17 protein-coding genes and 1 pseudogene are annotated in these 19,629 nt (G+C 67.7%); 10 read left to right on the top strand and 8 right to left on the bottom strand.

Features of this window, described 5'->3' with window-relative positions; genetic code table 11:
* Window positions 1-5 precede the first annotated feature (5 nt).
* Window positions 6-845 carry an SDR family oxidoreductase gene (locus tag EPN51_RS15060; RefSeq protein ID WP_293043909.1) on the bottom strand — a complete coding sequence of 280 codons (840 nt, stop codon included), beginning with the start codon at window positions 843-845 and terminating at the stop codon, window positions 6-8.
* 29 nt (window positions 846-874) lie between these two features.
* Between EPN51_RS15060 and EPN51_RS15065 the strand changes: the two genes are divergently transcribed.
* Window positions 875-1,582 carry a TetR/AcrR family transcriptional regulator C-terminal domain-containing protein gene (locus EPN51_RS15065; RefSeq protein WP_293043911.1) on the top strand — a complete coding sequence of 236 codons (708 nt, stop codon included), beginning with the start codon at window positions 875-877 and terminating at the stop codon, window positions 1,580-1,582.
* A 202-nt stretch (window positions 1,583-1,784) separates the two neighbouring features.
* Here EPN51_RS15065 and EPN51_RS15070 read toward each other — a convergent pair whose 3' ends face one another.
* Together EPN51_RS15070 and EPN51_RS15075 are read right to left on the bottom strand one after the other, a co-directional pair.
* Window positions 1,785-2,111: a hypothetical protein gene (locus tag EPN51_RS15070; RefSeq protein ID WP_293043913.1), complete on the bottom strand. Its 327-nt coding sequence runs from the start codon at window positions 2,109-2,111 to the stop codon at window positions 1,785-1,787.
* A 594-nt stretch (window positions 2,112-2,705) separates the two neighbouring features.
* The gene (locus tag EPN51_RS15075; protein WP_293043915.1) at window positions 2,706-3,086 is read right to left on the bottom strand and encodes a PPOX class F420-dependent oxidoreductase; all 381 of its coding nucleotides are present in this window, start codon (window positions 3,084-3,086) and stop codon (window positions 2,706-2,708) included.
* Window positions 3,087-3,214: 128 nt separating this feature from the next.
* Between EPN51_RS15075 and EPN51_RS15080 the strand changes: the two genes are divergently transcribed.
* From EPN51_RS15080 to EPN51_RS15095, 4 genes are read left to right on the top strand one after another with little or no spacing between them, the layout of a single operon-like run.
* Window positions 3,215-4,447, top strand: coding sequence for a DUF1214 domain-containing protein (locus EPN51_RS15080; protein ID WP_293043917.1), 1,233 nt, complete (start codon window positions 3,215-3,217; stop codon window positions 4,445-4,447).
* Entirely contained in the window at window positions 4,444-5,589 is a 1,146-nt protein-coding gene (locus EPN51_RS15085) for a sulfotransferase (RefSeq protein ID WP_293043919.1), read from the top strand. Before EPN51_RS15080 ends, EPN51_RS15085 begins: the two co-directional genes overlap by 4 nt.
* Before the next feature lie 4 nt (window positions 5,590-5,593).
* Window positions 5,594-6,235, top strand: a complete 642-nt coding sequence (locus tag EPN51_RS15090) for a TetR/AcrR family transcriptional regulator (RefSeq protein WP_293043921.1) — start codon at window positions 5,594-5,596, stop codon at window positions 6,233-6,235.
* A 21-nt stretch (window positions 6,236-6,256) separates the two neighbouring features.
* The gene (locus EPN51_RS15095) at window positions 6,257-7,060 is read left to right on the top strand and encodes an SDR family NAD(P)-dependent oxidoreductase (RefSeq protein ID WP_293043923.1); all 804 of its coding nucleotides are present in this window, start codon (window positions 6,257-6,259) and stop codon (window positions 7,058-7,060) included.
* Between the two features lie 95 nt (window positions 7,061-7,155).
* On the opposite strand, the gene cobN is transcribed toward EPN51_RS15095, so the two are convergent.
* Window positions 7,156-10,731, bottom strand: a complete 3,576-nt coding sequence (gene cobN, locus EPN51_RS15100; protein ID WP_293043925.1) for a cobaltochelatase subunit CobN — start codon at window positions 10,729-10,731, stop codon at window positions 7,156-7,158.
* Between the two features lie 56 nt (window positions 10,732-10,787).
* Between cobN and EPN51_RS15105 the strand changes: the two genes are divergently transcribed.
* Window positions 10,788-10,988 (top strand): hypothetical protein, encoded by a 201-nt coding sequence (locus EPN51_RS15105; RefSeq protein ID WP_293043927.1) that lies wholly within the window; start codon window positions 10,788-10,790, stop codon window positions 10,986-10,988.
* A 4-nt stretch (window positions 10,989-10,992) separates the two neighbouring features.
* Here the strand turns inward: EPN51_RS15105 and EPN51_RS15110 are convergent, their stop codons facing one another.
* Window positions 10,993-12,507, bottom strand: a complete 1,515-nt coding sequence (locus EPN51_RS15110; protein WP_293044094.1) for a molybdopterin-dependent oxidoreductase — start codon at window positions 12,505-12,507, stop codon at window positions 10,993-10,995.
* A gap of 289 nt (window positions 12,508-12,796) precedes the next feature.
* Complete coding sequence (locus tag EPN51_RS15115) at window positions 12,797-13,471, bottom strand: alpha/beta fold hydrolase (protein WP_293043929.1); 675 nt, start codon at window positions 13,469-13,471, stop codon at window positions 12,797-12,799.
* A gap of 161 nt (window positions 13,472-13,632) precedes the next feature.
* Here EPN51_RS15115 and cobG point away from each other — a divergent pair, with 161 nt between their 5' ends.
* From cobG to EPN51_RS15130, 3 genes are read left to right on the top strand one after another with little or no spacing between them, the layout of a single operon-like run.
* Entirely contained in the window at window positions 13,633-14,733 is a 1,101-nt protein-coding gene (gene cobG / locus EPN51_RS15120; RefSeq protein ID WP_293043931.1) for a precorrin-3B synthase, read from the top strand.
* A 19-nt stretch (window positions 14,734-14,752) separates the two neighbouring features.
* Entirely contained in the window at window positions 14,753-15,379 is a 627-nt protein-coding gene (locus tag EPN51_RS15125) for a precorrin-8X methylmutase (RefSeq protein WP_293043933.1), read from the top strand.
* Window positions 15,376-16,890: a precorrin-2 C(20)-methyltransferase gene (locus EPN51_RS15130; protein WP_293043935.1), complete on the top strand. Its 1,515-nt coding sequence runs from the start codon at window positions 15,376-15,378 to the stop codon at window positions 16,888-16,890. Before EPN51_RS15125 ends, EPN51_RS15130 begins: the two co-directional genes overlap by 4 nt.
* 182 nt (window positions 16,891-17,072) lie before the next feature.
* Here the strand turns inward: EPN51_RS15130 and EPN51_RS15135 are convergent, their stop codons facing one another.
* Both EPN51_RS15135 and EPN51_RS15140 read right to left on the bottom strand, forming a co-directional pair.
* Complete coding sequence (locus EPN51_RS15135) at window positions 17,073-18,650, bottom strand: PPE domain-containing protein (protein ID WP_293043937.1); 1,578 nt, start codon at window positions 18,648-18,650, stop codon at window positions 17,073-17,075.
* A 97-nt stretch (window positions 18,651-18,747) separates the two neighbouring features.
* Window positions 18,748-18,912, bottom strand: coding sequence for a hypothetical protein (locus EPN51_RS15140; RefSeq protein WP_293044108.1), 165 nt, complete (start codon window positions 18,910-18,912; stop codon window positions 18,748-18,750).
* Here EPN51_RS15140 and EPN51_RS15145 point away from each other — a divergent pair.
* Window positions 18,865-19,518, top strand: a pseudogene (locus EPN51_RS15145) (DUF2275 domain-containing protein); the annotation flags it as partial. The gene EPN51_RS15140 and the pseudogene EPN51_RS15145 overlap by 48 nt on opposite strands.
* Window positions 19,519-19,629: the final 111 nt, after the last annotated feature.

The raw sequence follows: 19,629 nt of genomic DNA on the forward strand, positions 1-19,629 counted from the left end.
ATCCTTTAGAGCGCGAATACTTTTCGGTATAACCGCTCTCGTAATAGGGCGGGGACGAGCTGGTGTGTTGCGGTGAGCGCCCGAGCATCGAGCCCCACCAGGTACCGAGCCTTCGGGTGCGGGGTCGTGACAACTTTGACAATGACTTCCGCTACCGCGTCCGGAGACGACTGCGTCCGACCGTTAGCACGCATCAGGTTCTTGAGCCGTTCATAGGCACATGCGTAGCGCGAGCCTTGATGGAAGTGCTCATCGACCCAGAAACCCTTGTCGTAGATGGCGGTATCGACGTTGCCCGGTTGAACCGAACTGACACGGATTCCATCTCGTGCGGTCTCTACCCGCAGCGCTGCAGTCATCGCTTCGAGCGCATGTTTGGATGCTTGGTAGCCGCCCAGCAACGGCAGCATGATCCGGCCTTCGGCTGAGGACACGTTGACGATCCGTCCACCGCCGCGCGCCCGCATGTGCGGCACCGCAAGCCGGGCTAGACGTATTGGCGCCACCGTGTTGACCGCCAGGATGGACAGCAGGTCCTCATCAGAAGTCTCCTCGATGGCGGCGACTGCGTTGATACCGGCGTTGTTAACCAGAACCGACGGTCGCCGATGTGCGATGAGCCGCGCGCAGGCCGCAGTATCAGTCACTTCTAGCAGCTCGGTATCAACTTCGACTCCGACGCCACGGGCCGCGTCGTGGACCGCACGCGCCTTATCCTCGGATCGCACGGTTGCCGTAACCGCAAATCCCGAACGCGCCAGCCGCAGGGCACACGCCAACCCGATCCCGGTATTGGCGCCGGTGACCAGTGCATCGCGCTCGCCCGCCGCATGCACCTCGGCCATCCCGGACACCTCTCTGTCGTTGCGAACAGGTGTACGCAAGTGCGCCACGCGAACATGTGTACGCTAGCTTGGTGGCCAAGTCAAGCCGTGCCCTTCGGCGGGGCGAACTCAACAAGAAGCTGATCATCGACGCGGCGCTGCGCGTGGCCGACGCACATGGGCTGGAAGCTGTCACGATGCGCCGCATCGGCGAGGAACTCGGCGCATCTGCCACCGGTCTCTACCGACACGTGAACACCCGTGAGGAGATCGTGGACGGACTGATTGACCGGGCACTGGGGTCGGTCACGACCGATACTGACTCCGGTCAGCCGTGGGATACGCAACTGCGGCACGCTTTCCTGGCGATCCATCGCGCCCTACTCGGCCACCCGGGGCTGACTGCTGTGCTATCCACTCAGCCTGTCAGCACCGTCCGCGCGATGCGGTCAGCCGAGCAGATGCTCGCGGTCTTGCGTGGAGCAGGATTCGCGCCTGACACAGCCATCGCGGCCGTCGCGGCACTGCAGAGTTACACATTCGGCTTCACCGTGCAGCAGCGAGCGCGCACGGCTGCGAACCCCAGTAATCACCTGACCGCGTTGCAGGCACTGCCCGAATCCGACTTCCCTCATATCCATGAACTCGCGGCCGATTTCGGTGCGTGGACCACGGAAAAGCACTTCGAAACCGGACTCGATTGGCTGTTGGCAGCGATCGGCAACGACCATTGCAACGGTGATAATGCGCGAAAGTGAGTGGCGCCGCCCGTCAAATGGGGCATTGTTTTCTCCGATGGCCGTTTGGATGCCAGCTCATGGCAACGAAGGGGGTGGCGACAACTCCGTGGTGATGGCGAAACCACCAGATGTTGATCTCCCGCATCGCTCATGTCCTTAGTTCAAAGCAGGCCGCAGTTAGCGCTTGAACGCGGTTGGGCACTCCTGGGCACCCGCCGTTTCAGTTGGCCATCGTTCCGGCGAAGCCGGACCACAGCAGTTTGGTGATCCGCTCGGGAACGTTCTCCTCCGAGTTGCCGCCGATCAAGGCATGGAGGGCGTACGCGGGGTGGATGCCGAACGTCGCCAGTGCGACAGCTTGGCCATCGAGATCAATGTGATTCCAATTCGACGTCGCCTTCTCACTGGATGCGGCGATCTCCCGCAGCCTGGCTCCGAGCCGCGCTCGATAGAACGGCCGGCCTGCGATGGGGGTTAGTGGACAGGGCGATGCCCAGCAAGGGATGCCATCTCGGGCAACCCCCCGGGGCCATCTCGGCGTCTCCACGCCCACTGAGCCCTTGCCGCACGGAGCCTTTCGATTCCACAGGCACACCCGCCGGCAGCCCGCGACGCTAGGTGGGACGCCAGCGGAGGTGGGCTCGTCGAGGGCGGGCGATCTGGGCGCCCCCCATACCACTCGCGGGCGCTCAACGCGAAGCTGAAGCGCCCCAGCGGCTCCCTGAATCTAGGCAACCAAGGTGCGCAGCGGCCCCGCATCCGCCCGGCCACTGAACGTTCAGCTGACAGTCTCGTCAGAGGCCTTCGGCAGCAACGTGGAGAAAAAGCTTTGGGGCGTGATACGGCACGACTATGCGCCACAGCGCTGCAGCAACGGCGAAGGCGGTGGCCTACACGGGCTTACCCTGCGCCATTGCGGGCGAACGCATATCCAACCGAGGGTAGAACACCGAACAATCCGGTACCGATGATCGAGATTTACCTCTATTGCTGATTGCGGAGGCTCGGCGCCGACACTAGTAGCCAACTGCGTCGACTGCGCGAGCGAAGGGGTCAGCATGCTCCAGCTGACCGCGACCTCGGTCGGGTCGAAGTCGCGGTGTGGGGTCGGGATGAGGAAGGTGGCCGTGGCGCCCTGGGTTCAAACCGCTTTCAGCTCGAGCCCCACGTTGTTCTCCATGCCTCCGCGCAGCTTGCTGAAGAAGTTGAACACTTTTCCCACGACGCCGTAACGCTTGCCGACCGCGTCGTAGACGGCGGCGTTCTGCGACTTGTCGAGGATGACGGCGGTCCCCTCGACGGCCTCACTGGTCGGGCGGCCGTTCATGGTGCAGGTGGCCAGCGTGACGCGGGGCGTGTTGCGGATTCGCTTGACCTTCCACGATTTTTCCTGGGTGATGACCAGGAGTCGGTCTTGGTCCAAGGCCGCCCAGATCGGCGTCGGCTTGGGCTTGCCGTCCTTGGTGAACGTGGTCAGCAGGATGTATTGCGCCTTGGCGAGATCGGCGAAGGTCGGTGTCACGGTGTCAACCTACCGCTGCGCGGACTCAACGTTGACATTCTCAGCACCCAGCTGACATAGTCATGACACCTTAAACGAAAATAATATTTTCACTTAAGAGCTTTCGAACACCGATCGAAGCAGGAGTCGTGAGCGATCCCAACAAGCCGCTGGCGTGGCTGCCGTTCTCCATCGCCGAGGCGGCGTTGTCGACCGAATCCGATAGCGCCAACCTGAGCCAGGCATGGTCACATCTGCTCACTCGGCTGCGCGAAGCAGCACAGATCGTCGAATCCGACCCGGTGAATCACAATCGGGTCGACCGCGCCGCCGGAATCCGGCATCTGTTGGTTCTGCTCGCCGCCGGCATAGACGAAGTGTTGCGGTTCGATCCGGATCCGATGTTGCGCGTTCAACGCACCAGCACCGATGACATCGTGACTTGGGGAATGGAGTGCCCGGACTGCCTTTACACCCGTGCCGTGCTTCGCGGCGGGGAAAGTTATCGACTGTTCGGCAACCGCGGCACCGCACGCTACGTCGGGCTACAGACGATGAACGGCATCGCGGCAACGGCGAACGAGCTGGTCGACGAACTCGAGACGGATGCCGACGGGAACTTCGAGGTGGTGCTGTCGGCCTCGGAACAGACGGGGCGAGCGGGCAATTGGATGCGCATCGACGGTGAGCACCCCACGTTGACCGTGCGGCACTTTTTCTACGACTGGGATGTCGAGGTGGCATCGTCACTGCGCATCGAGCGGCTCGGTGACGCAATGGCGGCCACCATCCGTCCGGTCGAAGCGGACGTCGCGGCGTCCAGGCAGCTGGTCGCCCTCGGTGACTTCGTTCGCGACAACCTGACATTCTTTCTGCAATTTGGCGCCGCCGCACCGCCCAACGGTTTCCTGCCCCCCATCGACCGCTCCGATATGGGGGCGGCGGCGGAGAACAGGCCGGTGATCGGCCGCTGGGAGCTGCGGCCGGACGAGGCGCTCATCGTGGAAGTGGAACCGCCAGAGGGCATTTACTGGAGCTTTTCCATCGGCAATCCGTGGTGGGAGACGATTCACTACGGGCGCCACCAGTCGAGCCTGAATGCCCATCAGGCCGTGGTGGATTCCGATGGTTTGGTGCGTGTGGTGCTCTGTGAACGCGATCCCGGTGTGGCGAATTGGCTCGACACCGCCGGCCACAGTAACGGCCCGATCATCCTTCGTTGCGTGCGGACCGAGACGGCGCCGACACCGACGACGCGACTCGTGCCCTTCCCCGATCTCGACACGGAATTGCCCTCGGATACAAAAAGAGTCAGTCGCGAAGAGCGCAGATCGGCCCTCGCGGCACGTGCCTGGGCCGTGCACGAAAGGTTCGGGAGATGACATTCGACGCCGACGAGTTGGAGGATGGGGCCCGCGCGGCAACGGGTCTCGACAACTTCGGCTCGCCCTACTACCGCGAGGGACTCGAGCGCATCGTCGAGGCGCTGAACGTCGAGGCCGGTCTCAACGAGATGGGCCGGGTCATCCAGCACGCCACCGTCAGCAACGCCCTGATCCAGCGGCTCAAGGTAGAGGACACCTACCGGCAACATCCCGAGATCGACGACCAGGTGGTCGGTGGCCCCGTCTTTGTCATCGGGTTGCCCCGCACCGGAACCACAGCCCTGAGCCAACTGGTGGCCGCCGATCCCCAGTTCCGCTCACTTCGGATGTGGGAATCCCAGGCACCAGCCCCGCCGCCGGAGGCCGCGACCCAGCACAGCGACCCCAGGATCGCACAGGCCGAGGCCGGCCTGAAGATGCTCGACGACATGTTCCCGTTGATGAAGACGTTGTATAACTCCGAGCCCACTGCCCCGACCGAATGCCAAGACCTCATGGGAATGAGCTTCCGCACCTTCCACTTCGACGGCGCCGTTCGCGCGCCCGGATACCTCGCGTGGCTGATGGGCTGTGACATGCGCGGGACCTACACCTTCCATCGGCGAGTGCTCAAGCTGTTGCAATGGCATTGCCCGCCGGTGCTGTGGCACTTGAAGACTCCGGTGCACATGTTCGCCCTCGATGCACTGGTCGAGGCGTACCCGAACGCAAAATTCCTTTGGAGCCATCGCGATCCGGCCATGGTGATGGGATCCGTGTGCAGCCTCATCCGATATGTGCGCAGCTGGAGCAGCGACCGCACCGATGACAAAGAACTCGGCGCCGAGCAAGTCGACAGCTGGGCGGAAGGCGTGCGGCGTGCTATGGATTTCCGCGGCCGGATGGGCGACGACCGTTTCGCCGACGTCTCGTTCGCCGATCTGCAGTCCGATCCGGTAGGCACGTTGCAAACCAGTTATGACGCCCTGGGCTTGCCTTTCACCGACGGCACCCTTTCTTCCGTCGAGCGTTGGGCCGCGGAGCACCGACCGGGCTCCCGCGGCGCACATGACTATGACCTGGCCGACTACGGCCTGACACCCGAAGGCGTTCGCGAGCGGTTTGCGGACTATCTGGCCTGCTACGACGCGACGGCGTGATTGGGTGAGCGCTCCCCGCACGCGGCGACGCGAGAAGCTGGGTCCTGATCCGACGGTTCGCCGCCAGATCCTGGCCGCGGCATCGACAACGCTGCGCGAGCATGGAGTCGAAGGGCTCAGCATCGCCGCGGTCCTGACACGGGCCGCGTTGAGCACGCGAGCGTTCTATCGGCATTTCGGCTCCAAGGACGAACTGGTTGCCGCGGTCTTCTTGGAGAGCGCGCGCACCGAAATGCGGCGGCTCAGGCGTCGAATGGCCGGTGCCGCAACACAAGTCGAGGCAGTCGCGGCATGGATCGATGGAAGACTCGACCTGGCATTCGACGAGGGCATCGGAAACGATCTGCGGCGCCTGTCGCTGGAGGCTCAATCGCAGATCTTCGCGTCCCCCGGTGTGGTTCAGCCCGCATACGCCCAGATGCTCGCACCGCTGCGCGACGCAATTCGACGCGGCCTACTGGACGGCGCCTTTCACCAGGTCGATCCGGTGAACCACGCCCAGTTCATCCACGGGGTGGTGTGGGCGGGAATCGACCAGCAATGGGCGAAGGGCGCTGGTGATCGCGACGATCTACGCCGGAGCATTCAACGGTTCTGCCTGCGCGGGCTAGGCGTGGCGGCTGAGGTGATCGACCAGTTGTGTTGACGTGATCGAAAGGGATTGGCGATGGATCTGGGTCTTGCGGGATCGACGGCCGTGGTCACCGGCGGCAGTAAGGGAATGGGGCTGGCGATCGCCGAAACCCTTGCGGCCGAAGGGGCCAGGGTGGCGGTGATGGCCAGGAGCCAAGGTGCGCTCGATGCCGCCGTGACGTCGCTCCGCGAGGCCGGTGCCCCGGATGCCGTGGGAATCAGCGTGGATATGGCTGATCCCGCATCCATCGCCGACGGTTTCGCCGCAGTCGCCGACCGTTGGGGGCAACTCAACAGCCTCGTCCACACCATTGGGCCGGGCGACGGCTATTTCGAGGACATGGACGACACACAATGGGACGAGGCGTTCGCCCTCGGCACGATGTCGGCTGTTCGATCGATTCGCGCCTCGTTGCCGCTGCTGCGCTCCGCGGACTGGGCCCGCATCGTGACGCTGTCCGCGCATTCGATTCAGCGCCAGAACCCCCGGATCGTTGCCTACACAGCATCGAAGGCGGCGCTGGCCAGCGTCACCAAGAATCTGTCGAAAAGCCTTGCCAAGGACGGTATCCTCGTCAACTGCGTGTGCCCGGGGACCATTGTGACCGCCAGCTTCACCGAGGTGCTCAAAGACATCCTCGCCGCCGACGGTCTGGACGCCACCAATCCGGTCGACGTCATGACCTGGATCGACGACAATTTTCACCAGCCCTGCGACCTCGGCCGTGCCGGCCTTCCCGAAGAGGTCGCCTCCATCACCGCCTACCTGGCATCACGGCGAAATGGCTATGTCACCGGCGCGACGGTCAACGTGGACGGCGGGTCGGACTTCATCTGACGTTTCAGCGGTGCCGAATGTGCGGCCAGCCGCACGTTCGGTGCCGAGGGTGCGGCCAGCCGCACGTTCGGTGCCGGGCTTCGAACACGTGTCGATCAGCCTTCCAGATCGCCCTCGGTTTCCAACAGCGCCCGGCGCAGCCCGTCGAGGGTCTCCGGTTGTGGCTGCGCCCACATGCCGCGGCCGGCCGCCTCCAGCAGTCGTTCGGCCATGCCGTGCAGCGCCCAGGGATTCGACTCCGCCATGAATTTCCGGTTCTCCGGGTCCAACACGTAGCGCTCGGTGAGCTGTTCGTACATCCAGTCGGCCATGACCTGAGCCGTCGCGTCGTAGCCGAACAGATAGTCCACGGTCGCGGCCATCTCGAACGCGCCCTTGTATCCGTGCCGGCGCATCGCCGCCATCCAGCGCGGATTGACCACCCGGGCCCGGAACACGCGCGTGGTCTCCTCCGACAGGGTTCGGGTGCGGATCGCATCGGGCCGGGTGTTGTCGCCGATGTAGGCCGCCGGCGCTTGGCCGGTCAGCGCCCGCACGGTGGCCACCATGCCGCCGTGGTATTGGAAGTAGTCGTCGGAGTCGGCGATGTCGTGTTCGCGGGTGTCGGTGTTCTTGGCGGCCACCGCGATACGCCGGTACTGGCGGTTCATGTCGTCGACCGCCTCGCGTCCGTCCAGGTCGCGACCGTAGGCGAACCCGCCCCACGCGGTGTACACCGCGGCGAGGTCGGCGTCATCACGCCAGTTGCGGCTGTCGATGAGCTGCAGCAACCCGGCGCCGTAGGTGCCCGGTTTGGAGCCGAAAATCCTTGTGGTCGAACGGCGCTGATCGCCGTGCTGAGCCAGATCAGCCTGGGCGTGGGCCCGTACGTAGTTGTCGTCGGCGGGCTCGTCGAGGCCGGCGACCAGCCGCACCGCGTCGTCGAGCATCGTCACCACATGCGGGAAGGCATCCCGGAAGAAGCCGGAGATCCGCACCGTCACGTCGATGCGCGGGCGGCCCAGCTCGGCCAAGGGAATCGCGGCGAGGTCGACAACCCGGCGCGACGCGTCATCCCACACCGGCCGAACACCCAGCAGCGCAAGGACTTCGGCGATGTCGTCACCGGCGGTGCGCATCGCCGAGGTGCCCCACACCGACAGCCCTACCGATTGCGGCCACCGCCCGTGGTCCTCGCGGTAGCGGGTGATCAGCGAATCCGCCAGTGCCACACCGGCTTCCCAGGCCAGACGGGACGGCACCGCCTTGGGGTCGACGGAGTAGAAGTTGCGCCCGGTGGGCAGCACGTTGACCAGCCCGCGCAGCGGTGACCCCGAGGGGCCGGCCGGGATGAACCGTCCGTCCAGGGCGCGCAGTACCTGGTCGATCTCGGCGGAGGTGCCGGCCAGCCGGGGCACCACTTCGGTCGCGGCGAACTGGAGCACCGACGCGACCTCCGTGTTGTCGGTGAGCCGCTCGGCCGCATCGGGATCCCAGCCGGAGGCCTGTAGCGCGGCAACCAACTCCCGTGCGGCGGCCTCGGCCCGGTCGACCGCCGACCGTTCGTCGGTGCCGTCCTCGGCCAGACCCAACGCCTGCCGCAAGCCGGGAAGGACGTGCTCGCCGCCGAACAGCTGGCGGGCGCGCAGGATCGCCAGCACGAGGTCCAGTTCGGCCTCCCCCGTTGGCTTCTGGCCCAGGATGTGCAGGCCATCACGGATCTGGACATCCTTGATCTCGCATAGCCAGCCGTCGACGTGCAGCAGCATGTCGTCGAACGAATCCTCGGCGGGACGCTCGGTCAGCCCGAGATCGTGGTCCATCTTCGCGGCCCGGATGAGAGTCCAGATCTGCTGGCGGATGGCGGGTAGCTTGCCCGGATCCAGCGCGGCGACGTTGGCGTGCTCGTCGAGCAGCTGCTCCAAACGCGCGATGTCGCCGTAGCTTTCGGCGCGCGCCATCGGCGGGATGAGATGGTCGACGAGCACGGCGTGCGCGCGCCGCTTGGCCTGGGTGCCCTCGCCGGGGTCGTTGACCAGGAACGGGTAGATCAGCGGCAGGCTGCCCAGCGCGGCATCGGGTCCGCAGGCCGCTGACATGCCCAGCGTCTTGCCCGGCAGCCATTCCAGGTTGCCGTGTTTGCCCAGATGCACCACCGCGTGCGACCCGAATCCGGCGTCCAGCCAGTGGTAGGCGGCCAGGTAGTGGTGGCTGGGCGGCAGGTCGGGGTCATGGTAGATGGCGACCGGGTTTTCCCCGAAGCCCCGGGGCGGCTGCACCATCAGCACAAGGTTGTCCGATTGGATTGCGGCGATGACGATTTCACCATCGGGATCGTTGCTGCGATCGATGAACAGCTCCCCCGGCGGCGGTCCCCAGTGCGTCTCGACGGCGTCGGTGAATTCCGGGGGCAGGGTCGCGAACCACGCGCGGTAGTCCGTGGCGGACATCCGGATCGGGTTGCCCGCCAATTGCCCCTCGGTGAGCCAGTCCGGGTCTTGGCCGCCCCGCTCGATCAGCGCGTGTATCAGAGCGTCGCCGTCGTTCGCCTCGACGCCCGGCAGGTCACCGACCCGGTACCCGCGGTCGCGCATCGCCTGCAGCAGCGCGACGGCGCTCGCGGGCGTGTCCAGCCCCACCGCGTTGCCGATCCGGGCGTGCTTGGTGGGATAGGCCGAGAACACCAGGGCGACCCGTTTGTCGGCGGGGGCGACGTGGCGCAACTGAGCGTGCCGCACCGCCAGCCCCGCGACACGGGCGCATCGTTCGGCGTCCGCGACGTAGGAGATCAGGCCGTCCTCGTCAATCTCCTTGAAGGAGAACGGAACCGTGATGATGCGGCCGTCGAACTCGGGCACCGCGACCTGGCTGGCGACGTCAAGCGGGCTCAGCCCGTCGTCATTTGCGCACCACTGGGCACGCGGACTGGTCACGCACAGTCCCTGCAGGATCGGAATATCCAGGGCGGCAAGGTGTTCGACGTTCCAGCTGTCGTCATCGCCGCCAGCGGACGCCGTCGCGGCTTTCAGTCCGCCGGCGGCCAGGACGGTCACCACCATCGCGTCGGCGTCCCTCAGTCGTTGCAGCAGTTCGGGTTCGGCGGTGCGCAGCGACGCGCAGTAGACGGGTACCGGCCGCGCGCCGGCATGCTCGATAGCCCGACACAGCGACTCGACATAGCCGGTGTTGCCGGCCAGGTGCTGAGCGCGGTAGTACAGCACCGCGATCGTCGGGCCCCCGGTATCGCTGGCCTTCGGCCGCGCCAGCTCGCCCCACGTCGGCGTCACCACCGGCGGGCTGAACCCGAACCCAGTCATCAGCACGGTGTCGGAGAGGAAGGCGTGCAGCTGGCGTAGGTTATCGACGCCGCCGTGGGCCAGATAGATATGCGCCTGTACCGCGATGCCGGCCGCCGGTGTCGACAGGCCGGTCAGCTCGGCGTCGGCGGCCTGCTCGCCGCTGACCAGCACCGTGGGCACGCCGCTGGCGATCACGGTGTCGATGCCGCTCTGCCAGGCCCGGTAACCGCCCAGGATCCGCACCACCACGATGGCGACGTCGGCCAGCAGGTCGGGCAGTTCGTCCTCCGACAGCCGCGATGGGTTGGCCCACCGATAGTTCTTCCCGCTGGAGCGGGCACTGATCAGGTCCGTATCGGATGTCGACAGCAGCAGGATGGTCGGCTCAGCCACCTGTCATTCGTACCGCAGCGGCATCGAACGGCCGAATCGGCACGTAGGGTCCCCCTATGAGCAGAGGATTCGTCGTCGCCTTCGCGGTCGGGCTGATCGTCGCGTTGTTTGGTGTGATCTGGGCACTGCAGGGATTCGGGGTGCTCGGCGGCAGCCCGATGAGCAACACCACCACCTGGTCCGTCATCGGGCCGATCACCGCGCTCGTAGGGGTAACGATCGCCGTGATCAGTTGGCGGAAACTAAGGTCGAAATAGGGTGCTACGCCGGCACGACGGCGAAGTTTGCCGTGTGCCAGCCGGTGGCACCGTCGGGGACGGGATTGGCGCGCTCTTCGGTTTGGACGGCACCGGTATTGTCGATCGCCCGCACGGTGATGGTTTCGCTTCCGGGACTTTTCGCCTGCCACGGGAAGCTCCACAATCGCCATGTCTCATTGGAATAACTCGCACCCAGTTCGGCCGGTTCCCAACCGCCGTCGCCGATGCGGACTTCGACCGCCCGCACACCACGATTTTGTGCCCACGCAACGCCGCCGAACACCACCGGCCCCACCGGCACCTTCTGGCCGCCCCTGGGCACGTCGATCCGCGACTCCGTCTTGATCGGCGCCTGCGCCGCCCAGCCCTGCCGCGTCCAGTAGGCCCTGGCCCTGTCGAACCGGGTCAGCTCCAAATCCACCACCCACTTGGTGGCCGACACGTAGCCATAGAGTCCGGGCACCACCATGCGGGCCGGGTAGCCGTGCTCGACCGGCAGCGGTTGACCGTTGAGGCCGACCGCCAGCAGCGCGTCGCGGCCATCCGTGAGAGCCTGCACGGGGGTGCCGACGGTGAATCCCTCGATCGAGGTGGAGAGCACCATGTCCGCGTCCCGGTGCACACCGGCCGCCGCCAGCAGGTCCGCCAGCCGGTAGCCCGTCCAGATGCCCGTTGAAATAAGTTCTCCGCCAACGGGATTGGATACACATGTCAGCGTGGTCACCGTCTCGACGATGTCGAAGCGGGCGAGGTCGTCGAAGCTGTAGGTGGTCTCGCGATCCACCATCCCGTGGATACGGAGGCGCCAGTCACCGCGGCTGAGCTGGGGAACGCTCAGCGCGGTGTCGACCCGGTAGAAGTCAGCACTTGAAGTGATAAAACTTGGCAACGCAACGCCTTTCGGCTGCACGTCGGCGGGTATCGGGCGCGCCGAGGACCGCGGTCGGGGCAGGGCGAACCTCTCACGGTCGGCTTCCACCGAATGCGCCAGCCGCGCGACGAGTACCCCCACTACCCCGCTGACGACGCCAAGTCCGAGCAACCCGTACATGACCAACCTGCGCCGGCCGGGATCTGCCTGCTCCCGGTCGTCCGCGTCGTCGTCCGGCTCGGGCCCGAACCGCCGGCTGAGCACCCGCAGCACCCCTACGCCGCACGCGGCGCCGGCGACGGCGGGGATCGTGTCGAGTGCGGTGCCGCCTGGTCGGGACAGCACGGCAATGCAGCCAAGGACGCCCGCCGCGGCGATCACGGCGCTGCCCAACGGGCGGCGCCGCGTCTCGAGGGTCCCGGCGATCGCCGCGATCGTCGCGATCACCACGAGCACGACGACGGCCAGGAAGGGTTTGTCGAGCGGACCGAGTGTTTGGATGGCCCACTCTTTGACGGGGCCCGGTGTCAGGTCGACGACCGCGGAACCCACGGCGGCGCGGGCATCAGCCCGCGCGCCGAACGGGATGCCGGCCAGTTGGGCGACACCAAGCGCAACGGAGGCAGCGGCGACCCCGGCGATCATCCGGTCATTCGACGAAGCCACGGCCACCGAAGTCACTTTACTCGCGCTTTTTCTCGACGCCGCAAAACTCTTGCGGCACAGCGCCGGTGGCACCTAGCACGGGTGGGGTCGCGCACGACTGTCGGGAACGCGAGAGGCGCCAGACTTACGCACAACGCATCGGGTCGTCGTGAATCCTCAGGTAGTTCAACGCCAAAGTCCATGAGGCGGCCCGCCAGGGCTGGTTACGCGAACTGGGTAGCGTCCCGCGCCGGGTTTGAGCCTCGCGGGCGCGTGATCGCGTCGGCGATCAGCGACCGATCAGAGCCGCAACCCGCGTGGCGACTTCCCCGGCGATCCGCAGCGCCTCCCCGCTCGTCCCGGGTTCGTAGCGATCCGCCACCGGGTCGTAGTCGGCACCGGCGATGGAACCGTGGTCGGCGTCGAGCTCCACCAACCCGACCGGCCACCCAACCCTTTTCAGGCCGGCAGCGAACTCCCTGCTGACACTCACCGGGACGGCGTCGTCGGCCAACCCGTGCAGCAGGGTGAACGGCGTGCCCGCGCGGCCGGCCGATAGCGTGTCGGCCGGCGCCTGACCGGAGAGCGGGTCGGGCACCATGAACGCGCCGGCCAGGCACACGGTGTGGACGAGGGTGACGTCGAACCGCGCCGCGTTGAGCGTCAGACCCGCTGCGGCGCAACCGCCCATGGACCACCCGACGAGCACGATGCCGTTGCCCGCGCCCGCGAAGTCGCGGGTGAAGTTGAGCGATCCCAACAGATCCGCCCTGCCCCCGTCGTCGGCGTGGGAATTCCAGTCCGGCGCCACCACGGCCGCACCGCGCTCGCTGAGCATGCCAGCCAGGGGCCTGAAGGCCGCGCGGGCATCGGTCTGCATGCCGTGCCACAGCAGGACGGTGGGTCGTCGGGAGTCGCCGAAGACGTCGGCCAAGCGTCCGGGCGCGTATTCCACCGTGTCCACGGGCACGAGTGTGCCCGCGCCGCGCCGATCCCGCAGCATGCCGTGAACCGCGACAGCGATCGCGTATCCGCTAGCGCTTGCCGCCTCAATTAGTACTGCGGTGTCGACGCGCATCCCCGCAGCCGGCCGCCGTGTCCGGCCGGTAGCCGTACCGTGGACGGGTGGCCAGGACGCGCGACACCGACGCTTGCCCGGGTGCGCTGCAGGTGCACCAGGCCGCCGACGGCGCCCTGGCCCGGGTGCGGTTGCCCGGGGGCATGATCACCGCCGCCCAGCTGGCGGCCTTGAGCGCCGCGGCCACCCGGTGTGGGTCGGGAACGCTCGAACTCACCGCGCGGGGCAACGTCCAGTTGCGCGGGCTCACCGACGTGACCGCGGTCGCCGAGGCGCTCGCGGCCGCGGGCCTGTTGCCGTCGACCACCCATGAGCGCGTCCGCAACATCGTCGCGTCACCGCTGTCGGGGCGCGCCGGGGGCGACGTCGACGTGCGGAGCCGGGTCGGCGAGCTGGACGCCGCGATCTGCGCCGCGCCGCGACTCGCGGACCTGGGCGGCCGCTTCCTGTTCGGCCTCGACGACGGGCGCGCCGACGTGTCGGGGCTGCGCGCCGATATCGGCGTGCACGCGTCGGCGGGCGGTTACGCCCTGTTGCTGGCCGGACGCGACACCGGCGTCCGGCTGGCCGCCGGCGAGGTGGTCGAGACGCTGATCACCCTGGCGACCCGCTTCGTGGATGTGCGCGAAACAGCTTGGCGGGTACAGGAATTGGATGACCTCCGCCGACTGTTACCTGATGCCGAACCGGGCGCGACACCGTTTCCCGCCGTCACCAAGGCCCCCGTGGGCTGGATCGATCAGGACGACGGCCGCGTCACGCTGGGCGCCGCGGTGCCGCTGGGTGTCCTGCCCGCGCGCGTCGCGGAATACCTGGCGGCCATCGAGGCGCCACTGGTGGTCACACCGTGGCGATCGGTGCTGGTATGCGATCTCGACGAAGCCGTCGCCGACACCGCGCTACGCGTGCTGGCGCCATTGGGACTGGTGTTCGACGAGAACTCCCCCTGGCTGACCGTCAGCGCCTGCACCGGCAGCCCCGGTTGCGTGCGCTCGGCCGCGGATGTGCGCGCGGACGCGGCACAGGCGTTGAATGCCGACGTTGTGGTGCATCGGCACTTCGTGGGCTGCGAACGCGCCTGCGGCAGCCCACCCGCCGGTCAGGTGCTGGTCGCCACCGGCGACGGATACCGGATGCTGCGAACCTGACAACCCTTAGGGTGAGCGGGTGCTCGACTACATCCGCGATGCCGCGGAGATCTATCGCCAGTCGTTCGCGACCATCCGCGCCGAAGCCGATCTGGCTCGATTCCCCCCCGAGGTGGCGCGGGTTGTCGTCCGGTTGATCCACACCTGCGGCCAGGTCGACGTCGCCGAGCACGTCGCGTTCACCGACGATGTCGTCGAGCGCGTCGGCGCGGCCCTGCGGCGTGGTGCCCCGGTGTTGTGCGATTCGTCGATGGTGGCCGCCGGGATCACCACCGCTCGGCTGCCGGCGGGCAACGAGGTGGTGTCGCTGGTGGCGGACCCGCGGGCGGCCGACCTGGCCACACGGCGACACACCACCCGCTCGGCCGCCGGGGTAGAGCTGTGGGCGGACCGGCTGGACGGCGCCGTGCTGGCCATCGGCAACGCGCCGACCGCGCTGTTCCGGCTGCTCGAACTGATCGACGAAGGGCTTTCCCCGCCGGCCGGGGTGCTGGGCGGGCCGGTGGGATTCGTCGGGTCGGCCCAGTCCAAGCAGGAGCTCGTCGACCGCCCACGCGGAATGTCGTATCTGGTGGTGCAGGGCCGCCGCGGCGGCAGCGCCATGGCCGCCGCCGCCGTCAACGCGATCGCGAGCGACACCGAATGAGCGCACAAGGGACCGCGCGAAGCGCCCAAAGGGGGACACTGTGGGGCGTCGGGCTGGGGCCGGGCGACCCGGAGCTGGTGACCGTCAAAGCCGCGCGGGTGATCGGCGAGGCCGACGTGGTCGCCTATCACAGCGCCCGGCACGGCCGCAGCATCGCGCGCGGGATCGCCGAACGGTATCTGCGACCCGGCCAGATCGAGGAGCACCTGGTGTATCCGGTGACCACCGAGGTCACCGACCACCCGGGCGGCTATGCCGGCGCGCTCGAAGACTTCTACGCCGAGGCCACGCGACGCATCGCCGCGCACCTGGACGCCGGGCGCAACGTGGCGCTGCTGGCCGAGGGCGACCCGCTGTTCTACAGCTCGTACATGCATCTGCACACCCGGCTGACGGAGCGGTTCAACGCGGTCATCGTCCCGGGAGTGACGTCGGTGAGCGCCGCCTCGGCGGCCATCGCGACACCGTTGGTGGCCGGCGACGAGGTGCTGTCGGTGTTGCCGGGCACCTTGCCGGTCGCCGAACTGACCCGCCGGCTCGCCGACGCCGACGCCGCCGTGGTCCTCAAGTTGGGGCGTTCGTATCACGATGTACGGGAAGCACTTTCGGCATCCGGACAGCTCGGCGACGCGTTTTACGTCGAGCGCGCCAGCAGCGCCGGCCAGCGTATCCTGCCCGCGGCGGAGGTCGATGAGACCAGCGTGCCGTACTTCTCGCTGGCCATACTGCCGGGCGGCCGCCGGCTGCCGGGGCGGTCCCCGAAAGAGCCGGCGGCCGGCAGCGTCGCGGTGGTGGGCCTGGGCCCCGGCGACATGGATTGGATGACGCCGCAGAGCCGGCGGGAGCTGGCCACGGCGACCGACCTGATCGGCTACGGCGGCTACCTGGACCGCGTCCCGGCTCGCGAGGGCCAGCAGCATCACCCCAGCGACAACCGCGACGAACCCGAGCGCGCGCGGCTGGCCTGCGTGCTGGCCGAGCAGGGGCGGGCCGTGGCGGTGGTGTCGTCGGGCGACCCGGGGGTGTTCGCGATGGCGACCGCGGTGCTGGAAGAGGCCAAACAATGGCCGGGCGTACAGATTCGGGTGATTCCGGCCATGACCGCCGCCCAGGCGGTGGCCAGCCGGGTCGGCGCGCCCCTGGGCCACGACTACGCGGTGATCTCGCTGTCCGACCGGCTCAAGCCGTGGGAGGTGATCTCCGCGCGGCTACAGGCCGCCGCGGCCGCCGATCTGGTGCTGGCGATCTATAACCCGGCGTCGAAGACGCGGACCTGGCAGGTCGGCGCGATGCGCGACATTCTGCTGGCGCACCGCGAACCGGGCACGCCGGTGGTGATCGGCCGCAATGTGTCGGGCGCCGACGAAGACGTCCGCGTGGTCCGGCTGGCCGATCTCGATCCGGCTGAGATCGACATGCGCTGCCTGCTGATCGTTGGGTCCTCGCAAACCCAGTGGTACTCAGACGATTCCAGTGACCGGGTCTTCACGCCCCGGCGCTACCAGACCTGAACCAGGGCTTAGCCTGATTGCCCTATTCCTCCGCACCCCGCTACGCGGGCTGCATCGTCGTAGGGCTTAGCCTGATTGCCCTATTCCTCCGCACCCCGCTACGCGGGCTGCATCGTCGTAGGGCTTAGCCTGATTGCCCTATTCCTCCACACCCCGCTACGCGGGCTGCATCGTCGTAGGGCTTAGTGGCGGTCCCAGGTGCTCGGCATCATCGGCACGCTGGAGCCGTCGCCCAGCCCGTCACGGGTCAGCGTTGCCAACCCGGCGGCCTGGGCGGCACCGGATTTGGCCGCGGCACCGGCGAATCCGAGCGGACCCGCGCTGTCCTCGGAGGGCCGGGCGGCGTGCGGGTCGTCGGTGCCGACGCCCGGATCCGGGTCCTCGTCGAGGTCCATGAATTCGTAGCGATAGGCGCGTTCGGTGGCGGTTCCGCCGCGGCGCCGACGGGCCCGCGCCTTCCTCTTGGCCTCGGCGGCCCCGGCTGCGGCGGCGGGCGCGTCGACGTCGTCGGGCGACGGCTCCTCGGACTTACGACGCGATCGACTGCTCGCGCTGCCGCGCGCCGAGAGTCCCGACAGCCCCACCGCATAGAGGGCGTTGGACAGGTTCGCGCCGATTCCGTCGGTCGCCGTCGGGCCGAAGCCGACGCCGGGTCCCCCATCGACCGGTCCGCCGCCGGCCGAACCGGCGACCGTCGTCGCGGGGGCGGTGGACGGTGTCGGCACGTGGCTCACAGTCGCGGGCGCGCTGCTGATGATCGGCGCCGGAGCGGCCACGGGTGCCGGTGCCGCTGCCACGGCCGGCAGGGGCGGGGCCGTTGCCAGCGGGATCCCGACACTGATCGCGGTGATCGCGGCGGCCGCCCCGCCGGCCGCGGCCGCGCCGATGGCGGCAACGACGACCGGCGCGAGCACCACCGCCATTTGGATCGCAAGCTGAATGAACGGCCAGAAGATCATCAGGGTGTGGAAGATGGCCCAGCCGAGCGCGGTCGACAGGGCCGGTGACAGTCCCAGCTGCCCGAAGAACGCGGCGAGACTGTTGACCCACGGCACCGGCGGAAACGGCCATCCCCCGGGGTTGAGGTCCTTGGAAACCGGCCAGGCGAAGTTCTGGGTGTATTGCTTCAGCCACGCCGTGAGCTGGTCCATCCAGGACGGGTAAGTCTGCTGCGGTGGCGAATCCGCGGCCGCGGTCGTCGCATTGTTTGCCTCCGCGCCCGCCACCATGATCTGCGGCGCGGGTGTGCTCTGCGGGACCGCCGCCAGCGCGGATTCACTGACGGCCTGGTAGGTCGTCATCGTCGTGGCGGCCTGGACCCACATGCGCGCGTAGTCGGCTTCGTTGACGGCGATGGGAACGGTGTTGATGCCGAAGAAGTTCGTGGCGACCAACGCGCCGTGCACCGCGTGGTTGGCCGCGAGTTCGCCCAGCGTCGGCATGGCGACCAGCGCGGTGGTGTAGGCGGTGGCCGCGGTCTCGTGCAGGCTCGCCGCGGCTGAGCTTTTGGCCGCGCTCTCCAGCAGCCAGGCCTGGTAGGGGACGTGCGCGGCCACGTACTGCTCGGCGCTGGGGCCGTCCCACGCCCCGGCCTGCACGGTGCCCAGTAACCCGCTGAGTTCGGATGCCGCGGTCGCATAGTCGGTGCTCATCGACGACCATGCCGTCGCGGCGGCCAGCAGTGGGGCGGGGCCGGGGCCGCTGCTGAGCAACGTCGAGTGCACTTCGGGCGGAAACGCGGCCCAGATCGGGGCGATCATCGTCGGGGGCCTTCGGGCAGGAACACGACTACCTCTTCGGTGAATCTCGTGGATGGGCTGGCGATGCTTACGGCCAGAGGTCGGTTGCCGCCGTCGTTTAGTTCCCCGCCATTTCGTTCGGCGCCAAATCCGGGGAGTCTTTGCGCGCGGACGGGCCATGCGCAACGATGCAGGGATGCGGTGTGACGTTGCGCGTGAAGCGCTGTCGGCTCGATTGGATGGTGAGCGCCCCCAGGTGCTCGCGCAGCAGGTCGATGCCCATCTTGAATCCTGCCGCAGTTGCCGCTCCTGGCTGATCGGGGCGGCGGCACAGACGCGTCGGCTGGCCTCGGTTACGCCCGGCGAGGGACCCGACCTGGTCGACAAAATTATGGCCAGCATCGGCGAGCAGCCCTCCGGACACCATGCCTGGATGCGCTGGCTGCGGTCGCACTACCGGCGGTGGGGGTTGATCGGTGTGGGTCTGTTCCAGGTGGCGGTCGCCGCCGCCCAGATCAGCGGGGTCGATTTCGGCATGGTGTCCGGTCACATGCACGGCGCGATGTCGGGCGAGCACTTGATGCATGAGTCCACGGCGTGGTTGCTGGCGTTGGGTTTGGCGATGGTCGCTGCCGGCGTCTGGCCCGCCTCCGCGTCGGGGGTGGCGGCGATCACGGGCGTGTATTCCGTTGCGCTACTGAGTTATGTGCTCGTCGATGCCTTCGCGGGACAGGTCACGGCCACCAGGATCGCCAGCCACATGCCCCTGCTGTTGGGCCTGGCATTCGCGTTGCTGGTGGCGCGCGAGCGGGTGGGTTCGCACCGACGGCACGGCTCCGACGGCTCGGCCGACGCCGACTTCCCAGCTTGGGCGGCCGACTCCCCCAGCGGTCGGCGACGCGGACATCTGCGGCCGATCAATCACGCGGCCCTCGACCACACCGCATCGTCTACGACGACCCGTCGTAGGATCGGGAAACCCGCGGCACTAAGGTGGTTG

Source organism: Mycobacterium sp., from assembly GCF_004298145.1.
GTDB lineage: Bacteria > Actinomycetota > Actinomycetes > Mycobacteriales > Mycobacteriaceae > Mycobacterium.